This window comes from Aeoliella fuhlenseeensis (assembly GCF_052161615.1).
Classification (GTDB): Bacteria; Planctomycetota; Planctomycetia; order Pirellulales; family Lacipirellulaceae; genus Aeoliella.
Genome location: NZ_CP197417.1, coordinates 839,365 through 864,075, shown reverse-complemented (window position 1 = coordinate 864,075; position 24,711 = coordinate 839,365). Strand labels below are relative to the sequence as shown.

Below are 24,711 nucleotides of genomic sequence, written 5' to 3'. Positions count from 1 at the left end.
ACGTTTCGTCGGACAAACCCTTAGCATTTAGTGCTCGTCGGCTATTCCGCTTTGACTTCCGATCCCTCGTTGGCCATCGGTAACTCAAAACACGCGAGCGACCTCTCGCCTCGCACGTAAAGGCGATTGCCAACAATTGCAGGGTGCGAATAGAGTTCGGCTTCTTCGGTGGCTTCGTCGTCGAATAGCTTTGTGCGGCTGACGACTTTGGGTTTGTCACCGGTGATGTCGATCAGGATCAGTTCGCCACCGCGGCCGAGCACCAGCAGTCGATTGTCATCGGCGATCAGCGGCGCGTAGTCGCAGAACGCGGGGTCGTCGAGCGTCCAGAGTTCCTTGAGGCCATTGTCGAGGTCCAAACAGAAAAGCCGCTGCACGACGCAGTACGCTCGCCGGCCCACCACCACGGGTGTGCTCATATCGGGGGCGAGTTTCGCCTGCACCGCAATCGGCTCAGGGACGATGTTGCCCGAGTCGTCGAACTCGTACAGCCGCGTGCCATTGCCCTCGGTAGCGACCAGCAGCTTGCCATCGATTTCGATGGGCGTGGGGACGTTGAAGTCCCCTTCACGCGGGGGTTTCAGGGTCCACAGCCGCTCGCCGGTCGCGATGTCCCAACCACCAAGCGACGTGCGATCGTGCCCGACGATTTGCTCGCGGCCGCCGAACGTGCCGACCATGAACGAACCATAGCCGGCCGATTCGCCGGGGGTTTGCCACTCGGCCATGCCGAGCGCGGGGTCGATGCCCACCAGCGAAGCCTGGGGGCCACCGGGGTTCACGACGACTTTGCCGCCGGCCATGAGAGGCGAGCCACACGTGCCCCACACCATCTCGCTCTCGACGCCGTATTGATCGCGAATGTTTTGCTGCCAGAACACCAGCCCCGTCTCAAGGTCGACGCACGACAAGTGACCAAACGCACCGAGCAAAATCGCCCGCGTGCCGAGCAGTTGCGTCTCGTCCCCTTCGATCACCAGCGGCGTTGCGCGGGGAGTGTTGTCGTAGTCGAGCTTGCCGGGGGCGTCGTAGTCGACCATCCACACCAGGTCGCCGGTGGCGGCGTCGTAGCAGCGAAATTCGTCGCCCGTGTTAGGCAGGTTGCGGTCGCCAATCACGACGAACTTGTCGGTGGCCATGATGCCGCCGAGGCCTGCGTGGGCGAGCGGAACTTCCCACACGGCCGGCAACTTTTCGGGAAGGCTGGTTGGCAGAGCTCGCACGCGGCCATCGCGGTGCGGGCCCCGCCAACCAGTCCACCCGTGGGTCGACTGCCAGGCGGTGGCCGCCGGCGGCCCTTCGCCCGGCGGCCCTTCGCACATCGTTTTCCCTTCCGACTCGACTTCGCGAGGCGAAGTGGTCCCAAGCTTATCAGTGGACTTCTCCTTGGCCGAGTCTTTCTCGCCCTTGGCGTCCTTCTTGTGATACGCCTGATAATCGTCGGTCAGCGGCACGAATCCTTGCAGCGTCTCTAGCGCCAGCATCAACTCAGGCTCGTCCATCACGCCAACCAGCGATTCGCGAATGATTTGCTGATCGGCCTCGGGAAGGTCGGTGTTGATGAACGCGGTGACAAAAGGCACGGGCTTCGTCTCGGCGACCACACGCAGGTCGCCCTTCTTCACCGTGCCGCAGCCTTCGAGCAGCGGTGCGGCGTAGCTCGAAATCACGGCGGCAGCTTGCTCGGAGTCGCCCCACTCCAGAATCTTCACGGCACCATCGCTGCACGCGGCACTCGTCTCGGCCTTGTCGGCGTCGACCACCGCAATGCCGGCATCGGTGAGCATGTCGCGCGGGGCGGCGAACTTCTCGGCACACTCGGCCGGCCCGTACAGAATGCGATAGCCGCTGAGATCGGACACGGTCTTCGCCGAGTCGCCACTACGGACGACGATCAGGCCGGTCTGAGTGGTCGACCCATCTTTGCCAGTGAGCTGGGCGACCGGCTCGACGTTCAGATTCTTCTTCGCCGCATCGGCTCGCACCACCGAGTCCTTGCCGATCACGATGTGCACGGTGTCGAGCTCGTACTTTTTCATCGCACCGACCAGCGATTCACTAAACCCGACGGTCACTTCACGGCCAAGCTTCTTGCTCAGATACGCACCGAGCTTGTCGTAGTCGCGCTGGGCGTAGCCCTCGACGCACGGACACGACAACGGCAGGGCGAGCGGGTCCATCACCACCAAGTGCAGTGGCTGGGGGTCCGCCGCCATGGCGGCCTGGCTGGTGCCGAGCACCAGCAAGGCCGCGGCGATTAAACGCTTAACCAACATGGATTGACTCCAGGGGGATGTATTTGCTGCCGAATGACCAATAACCAAGAACGGCCTATTCGGCCTCGGCCTTCTTCTGTAGCGGAGACATCAGCACCCGCAGCGGCGCGCTGATGGCTCGCATCGTGGTGCTTGTGGTGGTGGTCGCCGCTTCGTCCGCAGCATTCGCAGGGACTTCGCCGGCCTTGGTCTTGGCAACCATCTCGGCACGCTCTTCCTCCGGAATTCGTTCCATCATCACGATGTGATTCCGAGTGATGTCGAGCATGAAGACTCGGCTGCCATCGCTGGTCGCGCCGATCGAGACCTTCTTACAGCCAGGCACGAGGTCGGCGGTGCCGACGACTTGCAGCAGTTCGCCCTTCGAGCTGTACTGCTTGATGCGCCCGGTGCCGCTCTCGGCGGTGTAGACGGTGCTTTCGGGACCGAACGCAACGTTCATCGGGTTGCAGCAGCTTCCGAAGCCACGGTAGCCATCGCGATCCGACTCGCCCCAGTGGGTGACTTCGTCCCCCTCGTAGTTGAAGCAAACCACGCGGTGCTTCGAGTTCTCGGCGACGTAGATGCCTTGGTCGTTGGCCTGGACGTCCATTTGGCCGCAGCAACCACTCAAGTCGGCGACGATCTCTTCGCCCGCCTTGAATTCTTCGTCGATCTTCCAAACGCTGTAGCCGTAGCCAACCGACGATGGGCAAGCGACGAACACGGTGTCGCCCACGGCACTGATCGAGGCGACGCCCAGCTTGCGAGCGATTTGCGAATCGAGTTGAGCCTGAATCTCTTCGTCCGAGGGCTCGGCGTCGTCCATCTGGGCGATGCGCTCGTTCCACAGCTTCTGGGTTCGCTCGAGGCTCGTCTTGCTGCGTTCGAGCTGTGTGATCTGTGTTTCAAGCATCTTGCGGGTACGATCGTCCTCCGATTCTTCATCGGCCGACTCGTCCGCGGGAAGTTCGGCGAGCGTGGTTTGCAGCTTCTCGATTTGACCACCGATCAATTCGATTTGCTGCTCGTAGATTTTGGCTTGCCGCTTGTACATTTCGGCTTGCGACTTCATCTGAACGATCACCGCTTCGCGCATCTTCGCGGCTTGTTCCTTGGTCACCGTGGCGTGCGGCGACGGCTCGTTGGCGACTAGATTGCCCGATTCGTCGAGCTTCACCAGTCGTCCGCCGCCGGCGACAAACACCATGCCGTCGGTCGACCGGATGTTGATCGCTTCGACCTGCACCGGGGTCGACCAAGTCTCGACGTACTCGCCATCGGCGTCGAACACGCGAACCTGGCCATCCTTGTCACTGGTACCGCAACCTGCGAGCAGGCGACCATCGCGGGTCATCGTAAAGCAGTTGACGGTGGTGTTTGGCAGGCCTTCTTGGTTGGCGGCGATGATCTTGGTTTGCTTGTGCGTGGGGGTTGCGAGCTCGGCTTCGGTCTCGGTCGACGAGATCACTGGCTGGCCACCCTCGGCAACCACCGCCGCGGCGGCGGCCTTTAGCGGGCAGTTCTCGGCATCGCAGGTGCCGTTCTCACATGCCTCGCATTTCACGACCGCTGTCGCTACGTTGGCGGCGTCTTCGCAGCACTTGGCGGGGCACTTGGGGTCGGTGCAGGTGCCGGCTTCGCAAGCCTCGCACTTAGCGTCGGTGCATTTCACCACCGGGGCGGGTGGCAGTGCCTCTTCGGCAGCGACAACGGCCGGCTTGGTGTCGGGCGTCTGGGTATCGGGCGTTTGGGCGACCTCGATCGCCAGCGCCAGGCCAGTTATCGCAACCAATCCGACGACCGCCAATAACAGCGATTTCATGTTCCGTGGCATGCCAGTGTGCCTCCCTGTTTAGAAAGAAATAGTCAGCAGGACTAAGAGTAGGAATAGGTCCCCGCCCGGGCGGAGTGCCCGATAACCATTCGGCGATTATCTCCGCTTCTTGGTCTAAATACCATCGCGAACGGTTAAAAGTTTCAGCATTTTTGGCCGGCCGCTATCGCTAGTTTCCCTAACAACAAGCTGCCAGTTAGACGGACGGCCTGCCGGAGAAGTTCCCCTGAAATGGAAGCAATTATTCCTAGGGAAGCTGGGCAAGGGACGACTGTTCTGACGCAAGCAGCCGGTTTTGGATAGAATGGGGGAGCTTGCACTTCGGCGAGGCACGAGGCCACGGTAGGCGACTCGTCGAAAAACACCCCCCTGCCCTACGTTATCTTCCCTCCGCCTTTGTCCGATCTTACTGGCACGCTGCTGAACGACTATCGGGTGCTCCGCCGGCTAGGCCGCGGGGCGATGGCCGATGTTTACCTGGCCGAACAGCAGTCGCTCGCCAGGCAGGTGGCGCTCAAGGTGCTATCAAGCGAGCTGGCCTCCCAGCCCGCGTACGTCGAACGCTTCAAGCACGAAGCCCGCTCGGCGGCGGCGCTCGTGCATGCGAACATCGTGCAAGTCTATGAGGTCGGCCAGTCCAACGGCTCGCACTTCATCGCCCAGGAGTACGTCGCGGGGCAGAACCTTGCCGAGTGGATCCACCGCAACGGCCAGGCCGACGCCGCGCGAACGCTCGACATCCTCCGCCAAGTGGCCGCCGCGCTGTCGAAGGCGCATGAGCGATCAATCGTGCATCGCGACGTGAAACCCGAGAACATCATGCTCGCCCGCAACGGCGAAGTGAAGGTCGCAGACTTTGGCCTGGCGCGCGTCACGACCGACGAGACGAATCGCACGCAGGCTGGCGTGACGATGGGCACACCGCTTTACATGAGCCCCGAGCAGATCGAAGGCCGGCCGATCGATAGTCGCAGCGACATCTACTCGCTTGGCATCACGGCCTATCACATGCTGGCCGGCGAGCCACCGTTCCAGGGCGAGACGCCACTCGCTGTCGCCGTGCAGCACATCAACAAGCAGGCACCGCCGCTCGCTGAGCGGGCATCGGAAACACCCGCGGCGCTCGTCGCGGTGGTCGAACGGATGATGGCCAAGCGACCGGAAGATCGCTACGCCGATCCAATCGAACTGATGCGCGAACTGCGCCTACTCGCCAAGCAAGCCGCCGCCGAAGGGTGGGCCGAAGGACCGGAGAATTGGTCGCTCACCGACCTCTCGTCCTACGGTGGCAATTCGATTCCCGCCACCGGAGAACTCGATCAATTGATGCGTGGCACGCGGATGCTGCAACTGCCGAAGACGAATCGTCGCTGGTTGTTCGCTGGCTTGGCCGGGGCAGTGATTGTGGGTGCGTTGGTTGCCGGAGCGGCGAGAAGGCCCTACGTGCTCGCCAATAACGAACTCCCGATGCTTGCCTACGACACTCCGCAGCAACAGTTTTGGCATGCCAAGATGGTCAACACCCCTGCAGGATGGAACGCGGTGCTGGACCGGTTTCCGACTGCCGATGCGTTTTTCACCGACGAAGCGAAGAAGGGCCTCGCACGGTACTACTTGGCTGCCGAGAACTACGAGGCCGCGTTACCCTACCTCATCGAGCTGGCGAACGTCGCGGAGAGCAAAACCGCCACGCGGACCTTCGCCAATGTCGCCCTCACAGTGGCCTACACCGAACTGGGCAACACGACCGAGGCGCAGCGCTACAAGGCGTTGGTCACGCCAACAGATATCGAGAACATGCTGACCGACCCGGAGTTGGTGGAGCGGTACCGCGGGCTCAAGCTCTAAGTCGCCTTCAGTTTCTCGCGCGAATGCGGTGCCGAGGGCTCGCTTGGCGGGTCAAATCTTAATCGCCGAGCGTGGTCGAGCGAATCGCGGACCATCATTCCGCCAATGAACACCCAGGCACAGATAAAGCACGTGCCAAGGACCGATAGGTGCAGGTCGAAGGGCATGGTGGAATCCAGGGAGGGTGCGGCGGGGCGGGCACGCTTCCGTGGTGCGCTTGGCGGGGAGGCATTCCATGCCATCAGCAGTTTCTTCGGCCCGTCTGGCCAGCTGTCTTCAGTGCCTCCTTGAGATTGCCATCTATGCCGCTTAGGTGGATTGGATTGGGTAAAAACGTCCGAAAAGTCGGCACACGAAAAGTACACAAATTTTTCGGATTGTGACTAGAAAGCGCGCTGTACCTGTGTTAACTTCGTGGCATGAATAGTGAACATAACCACACAATGCACGCACGTTCTATTCCCGACCAAGCCTGGGATGTTTTCCTCCCCGATGACGAAGGAGAACCTCTGCCAGATGAGGGGGATTTCTGGTGCGAACCGTGCGACGACGAGGAGGAGGACTAGCTGTGATTTGAGGTGGACTTCAACTTTCAACTTTCAACTTTCAACTTTCAACTTTCAACTTTCAACTTTCAACTTTCAACTAGTGATACGCACCACGGCCCTTACGCTCACCCGCTCGCCCTGTTTTTCTTGTTTTCCTTTTCGAACGAGTGCCATGCTTACTCCTGCGCAAATCGAATACATTCAGCACCTTATCAGCAGCAACGAAGAATCGAGCTACCGCGACATCGCCACGCGCGCGGGCGTTAGTCCGCGGACGGTGTCGCTCGTGGCCCGAGGTCGACGGCGGGCCGATCGTCGCCAGGATGCCTCGCGGAGCGAATCGCTAGTGTACGAACCCGCGGCGAACATCGGACGGTGTCCGAATTGTGGTAGCCGCGTGGTGCTTCCCTGCGTTGCGTGCCGGGCGCAACGCTACCGCCGGTTTCGCGGTTGGGGCGAGACCTGCCCGCTCAACACGGTGGCCCGCGGGCAGTGTCAGGCGTTGCGGCGACCAGCGTAGCCGCTGGTCTCGCGCGGCAGGCGCTCGCCAAACGGTATAACCGCACCTATCGCCAGCAGAATTCGGCGCTAGCAGGACGATTGTTGTCGACGTGCGGCGAAATCGGGGGCAATGCTTGTTCGGCTTACCACTTGGCCACGATCGGCTTGATAGCCGGCTGGCGAGCGAACCTCGCCGGCCGGCATCAGCCATCTGATTTGGCCCCCTGCTCGCGACGCTCTGTCGCCGGTATTTTCTCGGAAAATCAAGCGCCGATTGCTGCGCGGGGCGTGGGCCGGTACACTGCGATGACAAGGTTCAAAGTGGTTCGAGGGGTGCCACTTCGCCCGAGGTCGCTCGACCATTCGGAACTGGTCGGGCACACAGACGACAATACAGCAATCAATCAGGGAGTCCTCGATGAGCGAGGCGGCGAAGCTATCCGTTAACGGCAAAGAGATCGAACTACCCATCTTGGTCGGCACCGAGAACGAAGTGGGGCTCGATATCTCCAAGCTCCGCGCCTCGACCGGCTGCATCACGCTTGACGAGGGTTACGTCAACACCGGCAGCACGGCCAGCGCCATTACCTTCCTCGATGGCGAAGAAGGTGTGCTGCGTTACCGAGGCTATCCGATCGAGCAACTCGCCGAGCATGCCGACTTCATTGAAATCGCTCACTTGTTGATGCACGGCGAGCTGCCCACCCAAACGCAGCTCACCGAAATGCAATCGACCATGCGTTTCGAGCGAACGATTCCGCCGGCGATCGTTAAGTTGATCGCAAGCTTCCCACAACAAGCCCACCCGATGGCCATCGTGATGGCCGCCGTTGCCGGCCTCAGCGCGCATCACCTGGAACGCATCGATCCGGCCGACCCAAAGCAGGTGGCAGAAGCTTCTGCGCGGCTATTGGCCGAGATGCCAACCATCGCGGCTTATGCTTATCGCCGGACGACGGGGCAGGACTTCGTCGAGCCCACCAAGGACCTCGATTACTGCCGCAACTTCCTGCACATGATGTTCAGCCAGCCCGACAAGCCGCTGGAGATCGCCGACGAGCTGGCCGAAGCGCTCGACATGTTGCTGATCGTCCACGCCGACCACGAACAGAACTGCAGCACCTCGACCGTCCGCATGGTCGGTTCGAGCGATGCGAATCTGTACGCGTCGATTTCGGCGGGTGTTGCCGCGCTGTGGGGCCCGCTGCATGGCGGGGCGAACGAGGCGTGCGTCAACATGCTCGAGATGATCCACGCCGACGGGGGCGATGTCGCCAAGTACGTCGAGATGGCTCGCAAGAAAGAAAACAACTTCCGCCTGATGGGCTTCGGCCACCGTGTTTACAAGAGCTACGACCCGCGGGCGAAAATCGTCGAGGCCGCGTGCAAGAAGGTGCTGGCGAAACTGAAGATCGAAGACCCGATCTTCCCGATTGCCCAGGAACTGGAGCGCGTGGCGGTGACCGATCAGTACTTCATCGATCGCAACCTCTACCCGAACGTCGACTTCTACTCGGGCGTGCTGTACCGCGCGATGGGTATCCCGTCGAACATGTTTACCGTGCTGTTCGCGATGGGCCGCCTGCCTGGGTGGCTCGCCCACTGGATCGAAATGCGAACCAGCCCCGAGAAGCGAATCTGCCGCCCTCGCCAGATCTACACGGGCGAAACCGAGCGGAACTTCGTCCCGATCGAAAAGCGATCATAGTACCTCCATACTCCGTATGGAGAGAACCATGAAAGAAGCTTGCCACTCGAATAAGCTCGATTCGGAGCTAGCCTCCGCATCCCTGACATGGAATGGTTTGCTAGCCAAATAACCATACGGAGTATGGTTGTACAATGAACCTCGAAGAGCCTCGACCAAGCCTGGTCGGGGCTTTTTTCGTATAACGGTACGAATGTCGGTAAGCCATCGAACCCTGGCGCATCTAATAGGGAAATGACGGACACAGTCGCCATCCACCGTCGGGCGGGGCCAGCAACCGCTGCGGAGGACGGGCGTACGAAACCTTGCCCCGCCGCTGCCATGGCCAACTCCACCGACAGCGAGCTGGCAGCGCGGTTTGCGGCGGGCGATAACGCCTGCATCGCCGAGGTGATCGAACTGCATCAACCGAGCGTCGTTCGACTCGCGGCTCGCATGCTCGGCGGCGACCACCAACTGGCGATGGACGACTTGGTGCAGGAAGTGTTCCTCCGCGCGATCGAAAAACGAAACCAGTTTCAACAGACTTCCACCCTTAAGACTTGGCTCACCAGCATCACGCTCAACCAGTGCCGGGCGTACCTCCGCAAACAGCGACGGCGGAAGCTACTGCTCGGCTGGTGGCAGAACCAGAACCCATCGCAGCCCACAGGTCCAGCCGACACTCGGGCGACCACCAGCGAATCGGCCCAGCAAGTCCGCGACGCGATTGCCCGCTTGCCAACCGTCAGCCGCGAGATCGTGGTGCTGCACTACCTTGAAGAACTCACCATCGACGAAGCGGCCCAAGCACTCGGCATCACCGCAGGTGCGGCGGCAACGCGACTTAGCCGCGCCCGGGCACAACTCCGCGAACGCATCGACCCCACGCTCTTTCACGATTAACTAGCAATGACTCCCACGGACCAACAACTTACGCAACTGCTTCGCGAAGCCGACGCGATATCGACACCGCAAGTCACCATGCCGCTCGATGCGGGTCGGCTGCTCACAGCGGTCGCCGAGCGGCGGCGCAAGCGTACCGCGACGCGAACTGTCTTGGCTGCCACGGTGATAGTGGCATTGATCACGAGCGTTCGCTTCTGGCCGAGTTCGACAGAGCAAGTGGCGATGCCAACCGCGGAGGAGACGTCCATGGAGGAACTCTCGGCGGCGATTGCGGAGATTGAGTCGGAAGTAGCGCAGTTGCAAGCACAGATCGCAGACTCACCGGCACCAACTTACGATCTTATTTCGGCGATGAAGCATTCCTCCCACAACGACCCCGCGTATCGCGAGAAACTCCGAATTGAACTCGCAGAGCTCGAGAACCACGCCGCGGCTAGCGACGCCGCGCTCGCCTGGGAGCGGGCATGGTTTCGTTCGGGCGCGCTGCGGCTCGAACTCGCACGGCAGGACGCCAAGATCGCCCCCGATCGGGCAGCCGACTCGTATCGCCAGATCGCCAAGTCGTACGCCGGTACGCCTTGGGGCGACGAAGCGCGACTTGCGCTGACGAACTTTGCTACCCAATAGTTGCTACTTGCAACGGATTCCCCATAGACCGAACCGCCTCCTCCTGAGGAACTTCCCTATGTCGTACGCTTCCAAGCTCTCAGTGGCTCTTCTTGTTCTCGCCCTAGCTCCCACAGGTCACGTCGTGGCCCAGTTCGGAGGAGGACTGCCCGAAAACTCCGTCATGGTGACCACGTCAGTATTGGTGACAGGTGACACTTCGGCTTTTCCGCTCGACGATGGGTCGCTCAACGCCTTGTTCACAAGTTCCTTTATCGCGGAGGCGGGGGCCAAACTGAAAGAAACCCTGGGTGAGGAAGTTAACCTGCACCGATACCCCGGCCCACACTTCGCCTACATATCCGGTGGACGAAACGGCGACTCTCGGGTCGGTTCGCTTGTCCTCATGTTCGTCGATCCATCCGAAGAGTTGCAAGCTAAGCTCGCCTCAGAAGCTCCTAAGGTTGTAGTCGATATGCTTCGCCAGCGAGTGCAAAAGCAACTCGATAAGCAAGTAGATCAACGAGCTAGGGATTTAAGAACGCGACACGCGGCCCTCAATGAGCGGTCAGCTACCCTCACGGAGGAAATCTACGGTTTTCAGAAAACTCTTCTGGCGGAGGACGAACTCGTCAGTAGCGAGGAATTAAGAAAACACTATCTATATCTGGACAAGCGCCGCCGCGAGGATCGCCTCACCCTCCTCAACATCGATGCGGAACGGCAAGCGGTGGAGAAGCAAATCGAAGTGCTTCGACAGCAAACGGATACGGGTGCCACGACGCCGCTCCTGGAGGAACTGAAGGCCGCGGCCGCTTCCCGTCATGAAGCACTCTTAAGACTTCGTCACAATGCGAGGGCACATTCAGCCAAAGTGGAAGAGCTGGAGAAACAGATTGAACAGTTAGAACGCACCGTGCAGGACGAGGCGACAAAATCGACGTCGGACGATTCACCTTCACCTGGGCCGTCAAAGACGCAACAGGCGCTAGAGCAACTACGCGACGCCAGGAATCAGCTCGCGCACGCCCAGCTACCCAATCAAGACATACTTGGAAGTGCCGAGCACGCCGCGATGGAAGGTAAGATCGAATACTTGCGAAAGAAGGAAGAACTTACCCAGGCCCAATTCGGGACACAGCTACAATCGCTCAATGGCATGCTATCGCAATTGGCCATTCAATCCGATACCGCTGCCGCCCGCAGCGAGGCAATCGACATCGAACTAGAGAGTGTCGCCCAAAGCATTCGCAGCGCGAGCTTGATCGAACTCCAGCGAAAAGCCACCGATCGCCAAGTTCAGCTACTCGAAGCGAAATTGGAGCGCGTTCAGCAAGAGCTCATCGACGTGGAGATGTTGCTAGATAAACCTCAGAGCCAAGAGTTTGAAGTTCGGCTTTGGGGGGAATGAGTTCACATGGATGTGTTGACTACCGCTTCGCGATCAGCACTTCGCCGCGGCCTCCTTCGAGGAGGTCGCCGTTGTAGAGCTCGACGCTCCCCGGGACTTCGCGATCGAGCTCTAACTCTTTGAACACAAGCCCCAAGGCTTGCGGTGAATAGTCGCAGGCGTAACGAAACGTCGGGAGCAGCGTCGGCGTTTCGCCCAGCAAGATCAGCGTCCCGCGGCGCATGCCGGCGGCGGGGTGGGGGCCGCACTCGCCGCAGATGACGATGGTGCCGGCTCGCATTTGGTAGCCGGGCCATTCGCCGCAGTCGCCGAGTACGACGATCGATCCGCGGCGCATTCGCTCGCCGGCGTGGGTGCCGACGCTGCCATGCACCGTGATCTGCCCGCCACGCATGCCGACCTTCGACGCCGCGAGCGAACCGCCAACGTGGTTCGCGGCGTCGCCCTGCACTTCGATCCGCCCGCCGCGCATCTCGCTACCGAGCCAGTCGCCGGCCGAGCCTTCGATCACCAGCGACCCGCCGCGCATCCCCTGCCCCGCGTGACGACCGACGTTGCCTTCGACTCGAATTTCGCCCTGCGAAATGCCAGCGCCGATGTGATGGACGTAGCTGAAGTCGCCTTCGAGTTGCAAAACTAAGTCGCCGACGGTGCCCGAGACCTGAAACAGCTCGGCGAGCGGCACTTGGCGGTTGCCATGCCACACCAGGGTCTTTTCAATTTCTACGAGCGACTTTTCCACAAGGGCATCGGGCGTCACGCCGGCGAGCGAGACGGGGATCGTGTCGAGCGAACGTGGGCGAATCGTGAGTGGCAAGTGGCGAGCGTCGAAGGGCGAAACGAATAGCCGGCGAGCTACGCCTCGCCGGACCTATCGACTACTATAAGGAACATGCCTGCCGATCGTGAATCCCCGAACCTCCACGCCCTCATTCTCTGCGGCGGCACCAGCCGGAGGATGGGTCGCGACAAGGCGACGCTCGACTTCGCCGGCGAGCCGATGCTCGCGCGAGTGGTGCGGCGACTGAGTGCCACGATTCCGGTGGAGAACATCCTGTGCGTCGCGGCGAACGGGCAAGCCTTGCCGCCGCTGCCATCGCCGGTTCGCATCGTATTCGATCGCCAAGAAGACTGCGGACCGCTGGAAGGACTCGCCACGGGACTCAGTGCGCTGGCTGACGCCGATGCCGTGTTCGTCACCACCTGCGACGCCCCGCTGATCGTGCCCGAGGTGCCGGAGTTCCTCGCCAGGCAACTCGCCAATCACGACGCCGTAGTACCACGGATCAACGGGCAGCTCTACCCGCTTACGGCTGTCTATCAACCGCGGGTTGCGAGCGTAGCAGACTCCAGACTCGCGCGCGGCGAACGCCGCGTGATCGACTGGGTGACGGAGCTGGATGTTCGATATCTGTCGCGCGAGGAATTGACTGCAGTGGATCCGGAGCTCGTGAGTATGCGGAACTGCAACACGCAGGAGGAGTTGGAGGAGTTGTTGGAGGTCCACGCGAAGACGCGAAAGCACGTAGGCCGCTAACAGGCTCCGCGCCGTTACGGCGGACAGGCGAGGTGGCTTGCGCGATTGGTGGCTGCCTATGGGCCAGCGCAGGTATCTGCCGGCATCGATTCACCCGCACTGCCATAGGAACTTCGCCTTGGTACCATCAGTATTCAAGAAAGCATAGCCAACACCTCCATCACCAAAGTTGACGTAAAAGGGTGAAGTGCATGAGTCGATCTGACATAGAAATTGCCAGCCATCGTCAAAGGGAATCTCATCCCCTTGGAGGAATGCGGGAGTTCCACCGACCTTACACTCTCCCACAAGACCCATCGCAGCATTGCGTTCGTGTTCCGGCAACTTCCAGCGGTCCTGTTCCGACATGTACGGGACATCCTCGACAGCACTCCGATACACGGCGAACTCGCAAGGTTCTGGCTGAAGTCTATCCGAATTCGCAACTTCTACCATTCGATATAAAGTCGGCCCTACTTTGAGTTCTGCGGTCGAACATTCATTGGAGCCAGGTTGGAGAATGATGGCGTTTTCGCCACCATTCGGTTCGTAAGTACCGTCAACAAACTCGCCATCCTCCTCGTCAGTCATGAAGATGTATGCCATTCGAGCGGGTGTGATGACGCCTGTCACGTCGGAAAGGGCGATCTGGCAAATGAACCGCATTGGATTTCCCGTCTCTTTGCTGAGCGGCCACTCTGGGAGGGCAATCCAGTTCGGTTGGCCACCAAATTTGGTGGAATACTCAGTTATGGGAACACCTGCTTCGATGAAATCAATTACCTGCTTCGTTGGCATCTTTCACTTCACTCCCTCAAGTTTGTCAAGGACTAGTACCATCGATTAACTTCCCCGTCCGCGCAGCCTCCAACTCATCCCCTTCTTCTCGTGAACCAACTCACAATTAAGAAGTTCGTCACCCCCATGGCAACCCCGCCTGCTCGAATACAAGTCCAGGCGTAGTCATATCCATCCTGGCCAAGTACTTCGACAGTAGGCGCAGTCCTCGATTGCGAGACAATGTACGAGTAAATGGTCACCCAGAGGGCGATGCTAACCACTAAGCCGGCAACTTGTGTAATGGAGAATCGCATGGGCCTACGTTTCGGAAGAATGAGGTCTGCGGATCCGCGTTCATCCGCTCCGATCCGCGTCTAATTCCTCCGCCCCAATCGCAAAATTCTCAAACTCCATCGAATACCGCGAGTTAAACCACTCCGGCAAACGTGCTAAGCGGTCTTCATCGTACGGCACGTCGACGTGCAGCGTGCGGCCCACGGTCGCCGTGCGGATTTCGCCGTTTTCTACGAGTAGCTCGCCACCCTTGAACACCATCCTTGGCAGCTGGAACATCTCGGCGTAGTTCTTGCTCGGGGTGTAGAGCGTGATGTCGGCGTCGGCGCCGGGGGCGAGGTGGCCTTTTTGTTTGAGTCCTAAGAGGCGTGCGGGGCCGGCTCGCGTGATGATCGCAACTTCATTCAGCGTGTACTCGCGCTCCATGTCGGCGAGGTTCGATCGTTTCAATAAACCGCGAGGGCAGGTGGTGATCACTTCGCGGCGATACGTGCGGTCCATCAGCAAGCGGATCACTTCGGGGTACGCCAGGAACGAACCGCCGTTGGGGTGGTCGGTGCTCATCACCACCCGCCACGGATCGTCGACCAGCAGGTACCACTCCAGGCCAATCGCCCACTGCAGGGCGTGGACCAGGTTCTTGTTCTTGTACTCGATCGGCATGACGCCGCAGCCCGCCTCGACCTCGGTGTCGGCCGAGTACCAGCGGTCGCCGTAAATGTTTCGCAGGTAGTAACCCAAAGGGCCATCGCCCGTCATGCTGGTCGTGTTGCCAAACAGCACCTGCCCGACGTCGACCGACAAGTTCTTGTGCGTGTTGACGTACTCGGCGAGTTCGGCGACCTGGCTCTTGAGCGAAGTCTCCTCGCCCTCGCCACCCCCGTAGCTGTGAAACTGAATGTGGGTGAGATGCCCTTGATGGCCTTCGAGCGACTTCATCGTCTCGAGCGTCGTCCGCCAGTTGCCCGGCATGCCGAGCTGATTGCAGTGGATGTGTACCGGATGAGGCAGTCCCAGCGCGTTCGCCGCGCGGGTGATCCCTTGGATGATCTCGCGCGGCGTCACGTCGAACGTCGGGACGCGATCATCGAGCCCCGTGTTCTTACCGGCACCAAGCTGCTTCCAAGTTTCGACGCCGCCCGGGTTCACCAGCTTCGGCGCGTAGCTTTTGGTGGCCGACAATAGCCACGCGAGGTACGCCTCGACGTTCTCGGGCTCGCCCGCCGCGATCTGCTCCATCAGGTAATGGTTGTTGCCAACCAGCGTGTAGAAGCCGCGATCGATGGATGGCGTGTCAGCGAGTTCCTGATGAGCCTGACGCGCGCCTAGCGGCGGCACCGCCGCATCGAACGCCGCGGTGTATCCGAGGCCGGCGTACTTGTATGCCGTGGCGAACGTCGAAGGAACACTGCCGAGCGTCCCGCTTCGCGTCCAGCCACCATTGGCGAGCCGCGCCCGCTCCAGCGCCTCGGCAGGACTTCGACGATCGTCCGCGCGCAGTTTGCGGCCGACGTTGACCTTGGGCCCCGCGATGTGGCAATGCATGTCGACGCCGCCCGGCATGATGACGAGCCCGGCCGCGTCGATCACCTTGTCGGCCCGCGCGTCCTTGCCCGTAGGGGCGGCGATGATTTTGCCGTCCGCGAACCACAGATCGCGCACCACCCCATCAATTCCATTCGCAGGATCGTAAACCGTTCCGCCGGCGATTTTGGTGGTGTGAGGCATGGAGATAGTTTGATCGATGGACGCGCGGGCGGGAAGGTGTAGATGGGACGCACGAGTTCCGGGTTTCTGCCGCTATGGGAGAGACTCCAACCCTATGTCATCCTGAAGGAGCCGTATCCCTTTTGTCGTCCTGAGGGAGTTTAAGCCTTCATGTCATCCTGAAGGAGCCTAAGCGACTGAAGGATCTCGTTTGCCATTGAGACAGACCATTCCCAGGGTTCGTCCGACGACACGTAGGTCGTCGGCTATGGGTGCAAGCGAGTTCGACCATGCTGCTGAGACGCTATTTTCTAAGCAGCGCCGACTCCAGCTCTTGCGGAGTGCACTGATGAAAGCCTAGCAGCACTTCCATCTCGATCTTGCGACCGGCGCTCAGTAGTCCCGCACACGTAGGGCCAAGTAGCTTCGTCAGATCACCGAGGCATTCGGCGATGAGTGGCAGAGCGGCGCGCTCCAACGAGCTAAGCTCAATCGTATAGTTTTCTTTGACCACAACTTTGCACTCGCCGAGCAGCCGATCCGACATTCCAACATGTTCGATCGGCAAGAGCTCGCGGAGCCACGCATAGACCAACAGGTCGGCGGGGTCCGCATCGCCCCAAAATAGTAGGTGCCGCGAACCGACTAGTTTGTGCAGCCACCCCATATCGTCCTCTGGGGGGAGTCCAGCATACGCTACCGCACCGAAGGTCGGAGGATTTTCAAGCGACATTACAAATCGGTGGAGGCAGCTCTTTTTAGTGCAGTAGAGCACGGCTTCGGAATCGGCTCTCGGCGGAATGACATCGAATGGATAAGTTCTATCGGGGATGTAGTAATCACCATCGTTGATGTCATCGCGGCTGATGTCGTGCTGCTCAAACCACTGGCGAATCTTGTCTTTCATGACCTTGAAGGTAGCTCGGCGACACTTGGCGGCCAAGCACGGTGGGTGTTTTCTCCGAATTCTGGCGAATCCGGCTACAAAATCCTTGGCCTGTCACAAATCTACGCCCTCATTCGTCCTTATGGGTATCAGCGGGTGAGTTGCCTGCTGCACCGAAGCCTTGCGGAGGATGATCGCCATGAAAAAGATGCTAGTTGGGTCGATGTTGTTACTGGTGGGAGTGGCCGGATTCGTGCTCGCCAAGGGACATGAGGATGGCGAGCAGGTTCGGGTGATTTCGCAGCAAGATATCATCGAGAAACTCGATGGCGAGGAGGCCGCGGCGACCGTGGTCGAGGTGACCATCGAGGCCGGCAAGAGTGGTCTCGCGCACCGGCATCCGGGGCCTGGAATCGTCTACGTTCTGGAAGGCGAGTACGAGCTGGGCATCGACGACAAGCCGACCAAGAAGTTCAAGGCGGGCGAAACCTTTTACGAGCCGTCGGGATGCTTGCACAGGGTGTCGCGGAATCCTTCGAAGAAAGAGCGCTGCCGGCTGATCGCCGTAGTGCTCCATCCGCGGGACGCCAAGGAAATCGCGACCCCTGAAACGGCTTCCGAGCACGTGATGGAATAGTTGGCAACGATCGAAGTACAATGCGGCGTGGCGGTTACGGCTGGAGGGTGCTCGGCATGATGATGGAAAACCTGAACGAACTGCGGCCCCGGATGATGTCGGTCGCGTACCGCATGCTGGGGAGCGTCGCCGATGCCGAGGACGCAGTGCAGGACGCCTACTTGCGGCTGCACACGGCCGACAGCGTGACCTCGCCCGAGGGTTTCTTGATTCGCACCACCACGCGGCGTTGCATTGATCAGCTTCGCGCGGCGCAGCGCCGCCGCACCTACATCGGACCGTGGGTTCCCGAGCCCGTCGATACGACCAGCGGCGTAGACCAAGGGAAACTTGTGGACTCGTTGAGCCAAGGATTTCTGTTGATGCTCGAACGCCTCTCGCCAATCGAGCGAGCCGCGTTTCTGCTGCGGTCGGTGTTCGATTACGAGTACAGCGAGATCGCCGAGGTGCTCGACAAGACCGAACCCGCCGTGCGGCAGATCGTCAGCCGCGCGAAGTCGCGACTGCAGCAAGGTATTCCGAGATTCGAAACCGATACCGCCAAGGCCGATCGACTCGCCGAGCAGTTCATGGACGCTTGCCGGGCGGGGGACAAGGCATTGATCGAGTCGCTGGTGACAGACGATGTCGAGGTGCACTCCGATGGCGGCGGACGCGTGACGGCGGCCCGCGTCGTCATTCGCGGGCGGAATCTCACCGCGAGGTTCCTGGCGGGCGTCTTCCACAAGAAGCGGCGCAACTGCGAGATGCACGCCGCGCGGGTAAACGGCTCGCTCGGTGTGGTCTTCACGCTTGAAGGCAAAGTGGTTCAGGTCGTGTCGTTTGCCATCGATGGCGACATCAAAGCGATCTACATGACGCTGAATCCCGAGAAGTTAGCTCGCTGGTCCGCCACAGATATTCGCTAGTTTCGCGAATATCTTTGCTGCCGGGTCACAAACCGCGGAGCTCCGGCGTCCTTGTTGGTGAGAGCACAGAAGCAAGGACAAGCTTGCTATCGGGCGGGCTGCCCTTCTACCTTTAGCTGGAGAATTGAAATGGAAACCGCTACCTACGACCGCACGAAGAACGACGCCTACCGGGCCATGCTTGGCGTGGAGAAGCATCTCGCAAAGTGCACGATCGAGCGAACGCTGCGCGAGTTGATCAAGCTGCACGTCTCCCAGATCAACGGCTGTGCGTTCTGCATCGACATGCACTGGAAAGACGCCCGCGCGTACGGCGAAGACGAACAGCGGCTCTACAGCCTGCCGGCTTGGCGGGAGTGCCCCTACTACACCGAGCGCGAACGTGCGGGTCTGCTGATGGCCGAGACACTGACCAAGGTGGCCCACATGCCGGTGCCCGAAGAAGTTCACGAGCAAGTCCGCGAGCATTTCAACGAAGAGGAAATGAACGACTTGGCGTGGACCATCGCGTCGATCAACGCCTGGAACCGCATAAGCATCGCCCTGCACGCCACGCCGGGTGAATACCAGCCGCCACGCCATTAAAGTTGGTAAGTACCCGTAGGGTGGGAGGTTCTGTCGGCGTATGGAGCCGTGGATTGCAAAAACGCTCCGCCGCCGACAGGTTCACCCACCGTTCACCTCAGCCATTTAGGTGGGTAAACCTGCTGGCGGGCAAAGCCTCAACCATGGCAAACGAAACCTCGCCAGCAGAACTACCCACCCTACCGAATCCACACACCATCGAAGTAATGAGCAGAACATGAAGATCGTCGTCATAGGCGGCACCGGCCTAATCGGCACGAAGCTGGTAACACTTCTTCGCGAGCGTGGTCACGAAGTGATCGCCGCTTCCCCCTCCACGGGCGTGAACGCCTTAACGGGTGAAGGAGTCGCCGCAGCAGTCGCAGGTGCCCAAGTCGTGGTCGATGTGGCGAATTCACCGTCGTTTGAAGATGCAGCGGTGATGCACTTCTTTGAAACGTCGAGCCGCACGCTGCTTGAGGCCGAGAAAGCTGTCGGCGTGACGCATCACGTCGCGCTCTCGGTGGTGGGCACCGACCAGTTGCAAGCGAGTGGCTACTTTCGCGCCAAGCTGGTGCAAGAGCAGCTCATCGAGGCGTCGGGCATTCCGTACTCCATCGTCCGGGCGACGCAGTTCTTCGAGTTCATCGAAGGAATCGCCCAGTTCGGAACCGACGGAAACTTCGTCCGATTGCCGCCCGCCTACATGCAGCCCATTGTGTCGGACGACGTGGCGGCGCTGCTCGCGGACGTGGCCACTGCGAGTCCCGTGAATGGCACGCTCGACATCGCGGGACCCGATCGGATTCGCATGAACGAGTTCGTCGGCATGCTGCTCGGGTCGAAGAACGACTCAAGAGAAGTGATCGCGGACCCCAAGGCCACGTACTTCGGCACTCCGCTGGAAGAGAACACGCTGACGCCGATTGGAGCTGCGAGATTAGGTTCGACGCGGTTTGAGGACTGGCTGAAACGTTGAGTGGGAAATATTGCAGTGCGACTTCTGGCGCATACCGGCTATCTCACACCAGTCACGGAAGCCGCCACCAAGGCATGGTAAATTCGGTCCCTGCCGACCGGCTTAATCGTGGCCAAGCACCGATCCAGAATGCGGCGCAGATACACGCGAGTGACGCTCCCAACCAGAGGAGCCGAGGCTCATGCACTGCCGCAAAGGTAACCAAGCCGATTAGCTGTCCGAGATTGGTAGACATGCCCAGCCACATTATCCAGCGGGGCATAAGGTACGTACCAGACGGGACGCGCCAGAGCTTGCCCATAGACCCCGCCTTGAGACGAGGCATGACAAAGGCCATCGGCAACGCAACGAGGGTCCCGATGGCCAGCAGAATAAGAGACGTGGTGTCGCTCACAAGGTCTGCCAAACCCATTCCCTCGGGTTCATGCTTGAGAGTAACGAACGTAAGTACTGCAACTATCGCGGCAATTACTCCGTGAATGCTGAGAAGCTTCGTCATTCGAATCCATTGCTTGATCTGGCAATGCAAGTCCGTCGGACCAATTACACCATCACGGCACGTCCGCTGCCTTCGCGCGTATCAGTTCGCGATAAGGCTTCGCCTCCGGCCAGCCCAGCACTTCTTCGAGCTTGTCCGGCGGGACTTCGATGGCCGTTATGTGCTTCATCGTCACGCGATTATCGAACTTACCTTCGAGATAACCGAATGGTGTCCGCGCGATGGCTTCGGGGCCGGTGAGGGTTTTGTCCCGGGCCGGGATGAACAGGTCCCAGAATTTGTCGGCGTCTTCTTCGTCGAGCATCTGGGAGAATCGCTCGCGGATCGCGTCACCCGCGGCCGAGTCGCCTGCGTTACGAAGCACGAGGATCGCTTGGTAGGCGAGCGCCCGCTCCCAATGATCTTCCACCACTACGTAGTGCGAGAAGTGCAAGCGATCGTCGAAACCTAGAGCCAGCGGATTCGTGGAATCGGTCGGCAGTGGCTTTCCCGACTCCAGCACCTTCTGCATCTTGCGGGCGTCTTGGTGCCGGATATCGTACACAAAATACATGCCGCTGAACGGTGTCGCCCAGGCACCTTTGCGGATCTCGTCCGAGAGCCTGATGATCACCTCGCCATACTGCGGCGAACCATCCGGCGGACCGACGCTCGCGAACACGCAGTCGTACGCCCCGTAGAGTTCGTCTTCAATCGCGGGCGTCGTGTGCTGCAGGTGCTTGCCTCGTTCCTCTTCGACGTAGAACGACGCCAGCTCGCCACTCTTCAGCACCGCTCGCAGGTCCTCAAAGTGCAACCGATTCACGATCGGTGCCGCCATCTTGTCGAGCTTCAACACCAGCCGCTCTTCGTCCTCGGTAAGCGGCGCGAGGAACAGCTCGAACTCCTCCATCGTCGTCCGCGAACTGATCTCCATCCACTTCCGAATCTTCGCCGCATCCAGCGGTCGATGAAACGGACGAGTATCAATGGCCGTTTGACGCGTTTCCGCGAGCGGAGCGCCGGCGAGATCGGCGGGGGTTTGCTGGGCGAACGCGAACGGCGTTAGGAACAGCAGAGCAACGGACACCTTTAATGTTAACAAACGCATGAGAAGTGCATGAAAAAGAAGAGAGTACGGGAACACTAATCTTCGCTAATCTACACTAATCACTCCTCCTTAGATAACATCCATCGTGAATTCGACACCTACCGTGTTATGCGATCTTGGGCTCCTTGGCGTTCCAACTCCATCACTTCCGCTTCGATCTCGTCGTAGTGGTCTACCAGCCTTACACTGCGGTGCTCGTCTCGCCACGCTTGAAAAAGGTGTAATATCTCTGGCTTTCCAAGTAGTCTTGCGCCTTGTTCAACGACAAAAGAGTTCGGGACGTGCCTTTTGGGGTTTAGTAGTGCAAGTGCAAATTCCTTCCCTTGAAGTGCGTAGCTCAGTATGAAGGCTGTCGCCGCACTCCTCGATTGCCCAGCGCGACAACACACAAGTAGATTGTCGGCGTTTTTGGCGAAGGCCAGCGCACGCTCCAGATGGGAAGCGTCCACAGTCTTTTTACCTAGCTCGTTTAGGACAATGTCATCAAAGGTGAGATAGAGGTGATTCTTGCTGTAATCGCCAATGAACTTTGAATGCTTCATCGAAGAGTCGAGTATGGCAATAGTCGACCACTGATGAGGCTCGGTCTCAAGCAGATAGCTTCCGGCGAGATAGCTTCGAATGGCAATCTTCATTCGTGTCCTGAATTCTCGCGAATCCGGCTACAAATACAGGAACACTAATCTCCGCCAATCCCCACTAATACAATCCTATTAGCGAAGATTAGCGTCGATTAGTGTTCCCAAACTCATTGCGTCTCTCAACGACCTTGGCGATTAGTCTTCGAGGTCGATGATTCGCGTCTCGCTGTGGGTCACCCAGGCGTCGCCGTCGCGGTAGGTGGTGGCGGTGATGCTGTGGAGGCACTGGAGCACTTCGATCAGTTGATCGACTTGCGGTTTGACAAAGCCAATCGCGGCGACCGCGTTTTGGGCTTCTTCGTCCCCTTGCTCGATGGCAACCTTGATGCCGTAATCGGCCCACGGCTTGAGGGTTTCGAACATCGCTGCGCACCGGAAGTGGGCGGCCCACAACAGGGGCTTATCGAAGTCGGCGGCAGGGCCATCGACCTCGGGCTTCGAACCAGCCATCAGCTTCTCGCTCAGCTCGGGTAGCGTGCTCAGGATCAATACCGAATCGCTCAGGCCGGCACACGGCGCGATGCGATCGTTCACGCCCCACTCGGCGGGGAGTTCGTAGGAATAGATCGTGCCGGCCGAGGTGGTCGATTCCTTCGGGGCCTCCAGCTCCAAAGCCGGGACTCCCTCGGGGTCGGCTTCGTGGGCTTCGTTAATAGCGGCTTGGATTACGTCGAAGTACTCCACCGCACCATCGCGAACCGCACCGGCGTCGCTCACCCCCATTGCGATTGCAATCGTAGGCATGGGCAACGGTGTCTCGCTGAGCGGCATTTGGTCGAACCACAACGAGTCGGTCATGGTGGCGTCGAACACGATCGCGCTTTGGCCATCCGCAAAACCGGGGAGCAAGTGATCGCGGTTCGCCTTGTCGATGCGGGCCAGCAGCGGCACCACGATGTCGCGGACCTCTACGTACTTGGCCCAATCTTCTTCGGACGACTTCCGCTTACCAATGGTTTCCCAATGGCCAAACGCCCGCTTGCACCAATCGACGAACTGGTCGTAGTCCTCTACCGACTGGGTGCCCCGAGCGACGAACCAGCCGAGCGAGTCCTCGCCCAAGTGATTAATCAGCGGCAGTGGCTTGGTGCCGTCGGCACTGGGGGACATGGTGCCGTAGTTGTAAGTGAAAGCTTCGTAACCGCGTTCGGTCGCGAAGGTCGCCGACGCGATGGCACCAGGGGTCGGCAGCAAAGCTTTGACTTCGACGATTAACTGGTCGATGTCCTTTTCGATCGTCTCGGTTTCCTCTTCGGTCAGGTCGCCCATCGACAGTAGGCCTTTGCCCATCACGGCTAGGTCGCCAAACGAACGCTCCTGCGAATTGGCGGCCTCCATGAACGCGCCACTAACGTAACTCAGAGTGATCACGTCCTCGTCGGCGTGGGCGTTGAGACGCTTGAACTCCTTGCTATCGGCCAGCAACTTGCCTTCGCCGATGTCCTCAAACGTGTCGAGCGTGCTGGTTACACCAAAAACTAGGAAGTCGTCGATCAGGCCGACGACCAAGATCATCTCTTTGTCTTCCAGTATCTCTTTGACCGACTCGAACAACTCGGGCGTGTCGGCCATTTCTTCTTCGATCTCGCCCCAGGGGAGCTCATCGCCGGTGACGGTGAGCGTCAGCATCTCGTGGCCCGACACTTGCTTGCGCTCCAGTTGATCGTTCACCCACGCTGGGACGTCTTCGTTCTCGAGCTGCTTGCGCAAGTGAGCTTCGGCCGTATCCAGCACGCGGATCGCGCGGGCCTTGTCCTTAATGCGGAAGCCCATGGTGATGTTGGGGACGTCCAGCTTATCCTGGTATTTCTCCAGCAGCTTGACGATGTTTTCCTTGATGACTTCGTTCTCATCAATGGCTTCGGGGTTCCCGTACTTCTGCAGGGCCTCGAAAGGCGTGCGGTTTATCTCTGAGTTCATCTGCATGGCCACCTCCATCAGCGTGGTGACGCTGCCATCACCACAGACGAAGTACTCTTGGGCGACCATTTCCTTGGCGAGGGCGAAGACATCTTTGCCTTCTTCGCTGTCGAACCACTTCTTAAACTGCACCAGCTCGGGCTGCGTGGGGAACTGCCACTGCGTTTCGACCTGCATCCAGCCCATCTGGACGACGGGAATCGAGATCAGCTTCTTCCAGGCGTTGGTTTGCGTGATGCTCTTCCATTGCTCTTCGCCATTCAGCCACGCGGCGTAGAACGCGGCGTCGGCGGGCACGGCTTTGAGCGACTCGGCATGGTCGCGCATGTCGGCGGCCAGCGCGCGAGGCGCGGTTGCTAGCAGCGTCACCATCAGTATTGGAAGCGCTAGGCGTCCAGAGCGGGCTAGAAGAGATCGCATGGCGTCGGATCCTCGGCAATTCGAGTTAAGGCCTGTTTAGTTTCGTCGTGATAAGCTCGTAGGCACGCGCGGGCGTGCAGATGGTTGTTGTACGGCAGCCGACGGTCAAAAACAAACCGCCCCGCGTTCCCCACCCGCCCCCGAAGGCCCCCAAACTGGTGAGCCTAAGATAACCTACCTGTCATTCGCCGCCCGGGTTTCAAGCTTGGGGCAAAACGGTGGAAATTGTGGTAAAATGCCGGGCAGCAAACCGCTCTCGTCCCCCCAA

General features: G+C 59.8%; 22 protein-coding genes. 12 read left to right on the top strand and 10 right to left on the bottom strand.

The features are described 5' to 3' along the window. Positions 1 to 41: 41 nt before the first annotated feature. Together SH292x_RS03415 and SH292x_RS03410 are read right to left on the bottom strand one after the other, a co-directional pair. Entirely contained in the window at positions 42 to 2,276 is a 2,235-nt protein-coding gene (locus tag SH292x_RS03415; protein ID WP_442484182.1) for a PhnD/SsuA/transferrin family substrate-binding protein, read from the bottom strand. A gap of 55 nt (positions 2,277 to 2,331) precedes the next feature. Further along, a complete protein-coding gene (locus SH292x_RS03410; protein WP_442484181.1) occupies positions 2,332 to 4,080 on the bottom strand; it encodes a hypothetical protein in 1,749 nt (582 codons plus the stop codon). A 408-nt stretch (positions 4,081 to 4,488) separates the two neighbouring features. On the opposite strand from SH292x_RS03410, the gene SH292x_RS03405 reads away from it, so the two are divergent. Continuing rightward, complete coding sequence (locus tag SH292x_RS03405; protein ID WP_442484180.1) at positions 4,489 to 5,940, top strand: serine/threonine-protein kinase; 1,452 nt, start codon at positions 4,489 to 4,491, stop codon at positions 5,938 to 5,940. Here SH292x_RS03405 and SH292x_RS03400 read toward each other — a convergent pair. Continuing rightward, entirely contained in the window at positions 5,937 to 6,107 is a 171-nt protein-coding gene (locus tag SH292x_RS03400; RefSeq protein WP_442484179.1) for a hypothetical protein, read from the bottom strand. The two genes, SH292x_RS03405 and SH292x_RS03400, sit on opposite strands and share 4 nt — an antisense overlap. A 276-nt stretch (positions 6,108 to 6,383) precedes the next feature. Between SH292x_RS03400 and SH292x_RS03395 the strand changes: the two genes are divergently transcribed. The 6 genes from SH292x_RS03395 to SH292x_RS03370 all read left to right on the top strand — a co-directional run bounded on the left by SH292x_RS03395 (position 6,384) and on the right by SH292x_RS03370 (position 11,602). Beyond that, positions 6,384 to 6,506 (top strand): hypothetical protein, encoded by a 123-nt coding sequence (locus SH292x_RS03395; RefSeq protein ID WP_442484178.1) that lies wholly within the window; start codon positions 6,384 to 6,386, stop codon positions 6,504 to 6,506. 154 nt (positions 6,507 to 6,660) lie between these two features. Continuing rightward, the gene (locus SH292x_RS03390) at positions 6,661 to 7,008 is read left to right on the top strand and encodes a hypothetical protein (protein ID WP_442484177.1); all 348 of its coding nucleotides are present in this window, start codon (positions 6,661 to 6,663) and stop codon (positions 7,006 to 7,008) included. Between the two features lie 399 nt (positions 7,009 to 7,407). Beyond that, positions 7,408 to 8,697, top strand: coding sequence for a citrate synthase (locus SH292x_RS03385; protein ID WP_442484176.1), 1,290 nt, complete (start codon positions 7,408 to 7,410; stop codon positions 8,695 to 8,697). 321 nt (positions 8,698 to 9,018) lie between these two features. After that, positions 9,019 to 9,582 carry an RNA polymerase sigma factor gene (locus SH292x_RS03380; RefSeq protein ID WP_442484175.1) on the top strand — a complete coding sequence of 188 codons (564 nt, stop codon included), beginning with the start codon at positions 9,019 to 9,021 and terminating at the stop codon, positions 9,580 to 9,582. A 6-nt stretch (positions 9,583 to 9,588) separates the two neighbouring features. Further along, a complete protein-coding gene (locus SH292x_RS03375) occupies positions 9,589 to 10,212 on the top strand; it encodes a hypothetical protein (RefSeq protein WP_442484174.1) in 624 nt (207 codons plus the stop codon). Between the two features lie 7 nt (positions 10,213 to 10,219). Further along, complete coding sequence (locus SH292x_RS03370) at positions 10,220 to 11,602, top strand: hypothetical protein (RefSeq protein WP_442484173.1); 1,383 nt, start codon at positions 10,220 to 10,222, stop codon at positions 11,600 to 11,602. Between the two features lie 19 nt (positions 11,603 to 11,621). Here the strand turns inward: SH292x_RS03370 and SH292x_RS03365 are convergent, their stop codons facing one another. Then, positions 11,622 to 12,419, bottom strand: a complete 798-nt coding sequence (locus SH292x_RS03365) for a formylmethanofuran dehydrogenase subunit C (protein WP_442484172.1) — start codon at positions 12,417 to 12,419, stop codon at positions 11,622 to 11,624. A 75-nt stretch (positions 12,420 to 12,494) separates the two neighbouring features. On the opposite strand from SH292x_RS03365, the gene mobA reads away from it, so the two are divergent. After that, positions 12,495 to 13,139, top strand: a complete 645-nt coding sequence (gene mobA, locus SH292x_RS03360; RefSeq protein ID WP_442484171.1) for a molybdenum cofactor guanylyltransferase — start codon at positions 12,495 to 12,497, stop codon at positions 13,137 to 13,139. Positions 13,140 to 13,229: 90 nt separating this feature from the next. Here mobA and SH292x_RS03355 read toward each other — a convergent pair whose 3' ends face one another. From SH292x_RS03355 to SH292x_RS03345, 3 genes are all read right to left on the bottom strand, one after another. After that, positions 13,230 to 13,916 carry a DUF1963 domain-containing protein gene (locus SH292x_RS03355; RefSeq protein ID WP_442484170.1) on the bottom strand — a complete coding sequence of 229 codons (687 nt, stop codon included), beginning with the start codon at positions 13,914 to 13,916 and terminating at the stop codon, positions 13,230 to 13,232. Between the two features lie 336 nt (positions 13,917 to 14,252). Continuing rightward, positions 14,253 to 15,920 (bottom strand): formylmethanofuran dehydrogenase subunit A, encoded by a 1,668-nt coding sequence (locus tag SH292x_RS03350; RefSeq protein ID WP_442484169.1) that lies wholly within the window; start codon positions 15,918 to 15,920, stop codon positions 14,253 to 14,255. Between the two features lie 283 nt (positions 15,921 to 16,203). Beyond that, positions 16,204 to 16,806, bottom strand: coding sequence for a hypothetical protein (locus SH292x_RS03345; protein WP_442484168.1), 603 nt, complete (start codon positions 16,804 to 16,806; stop codon positions 16,204 to 16,206). A gap of 178 nt (positions 16,807 to 16,984) precedes the next feature. On the opposite strand from SH292x_RS03345, the gene SH292x_RS03340 reads away from it, so the two are divergent. The 4 genes from SH292x_RS03340 (at position 16,985) to SH292x_RS03325 (ending at position 19,873) form a co-directional block, all read left to right on the top strand. Further along, positions 16,985 to 17,422, top strand: a complete 438-nt coding sequence (locus SH292x_RS03340; RefSeq protein ID WP_442484167.1) for a cupin domain-containing protein — start codon at positions 16,985 to 16,987, stop codon at positions 17,420 to 17,422. A 20-nt stretch (positions 17,423 to 17,442) separates the two neighbouring features. Then, positions 17,443 to 18,330 (top strand): RNA polymerase sigma factor SigJ, encoded by an 888-nt coding sequence (gene sigJ, locus SH292x_RS03335; RefSeq protein ID WP_442484166.1) that lies wholly within the window; start codon positions 17,443 to 17,445, stop codon positions 18,328 to 18,330. Between the two features lie 129 nt (positions 18,331 to 18,459). Further along, positions 18,460 to 18,915, top strand: coding sequence for a carboxymuconolactone decarboxylase family protein (locus tag SH292x_RS03330; protein ID WP_442484165.1), 456 nt, complete (start codon positions 18,460 to 18,462; stop codon positions 18,913 to 18,915). A 217-nt stretch (positions 18,916 to 19,132) separates the two neighbouring features. Next, entirely contained in the window at positions 19,133 to 19,873 is a 741-nt protein-coding gene (locus tag SH292x_RS03325; protein ID WP_442484164.1) for an SDR family oxidoreductase, read from the top strand. A 551-nt stretch (positions 19,874 to 20,424) separates the two neighbouring features. Here SH292x_RS03325 and SH292x_RS03320 read toward each other — a convergent pair. From SH292x_RS03320 to SH292x_RS03310, 3 genes are all read right to left on the bottom strand, one after another. Then, on the bottom strand, positions 20,425 to 21,462 hold the full coding sequence (locus SH292x_RS03320; protein WP_442484163.1) for a hypothetical protein: 1,038 nt from the start codon (positions 21,460 to 21,462) through the stop codon (positions 20,425 to 20,427). Positions 21,463 to 21,560: 98 nt separating this feature from the next. Continuing rightward, complete coding sequence (locus SH292x_RS03315; protein WP_442484162.1) at positions 21,561 to 22,097, bottom strand: hypothetical protein; 537 nt, start codon at positions 22,095 to 22,097, stop codon at positions 21,561 to 21,563. 141 nt (positions 22,098 to 22,238) lie between these two features. Then, the gene (locus tag SH292x_RS03310; RefSeq protein WP_442484161.1) at positions 22,239 to 24,443 is read right to left on the bottom strand and encodes a hypothetical protein; all 2,205 of its coding nucleotides are present in this window, start codon (positions 24,441 to 24,443) and stop codon (positions 22,239 to 22,241) included. Between the last annotated feature and the right edge of the window lie 268 nt (positions 24,444 to 24,711).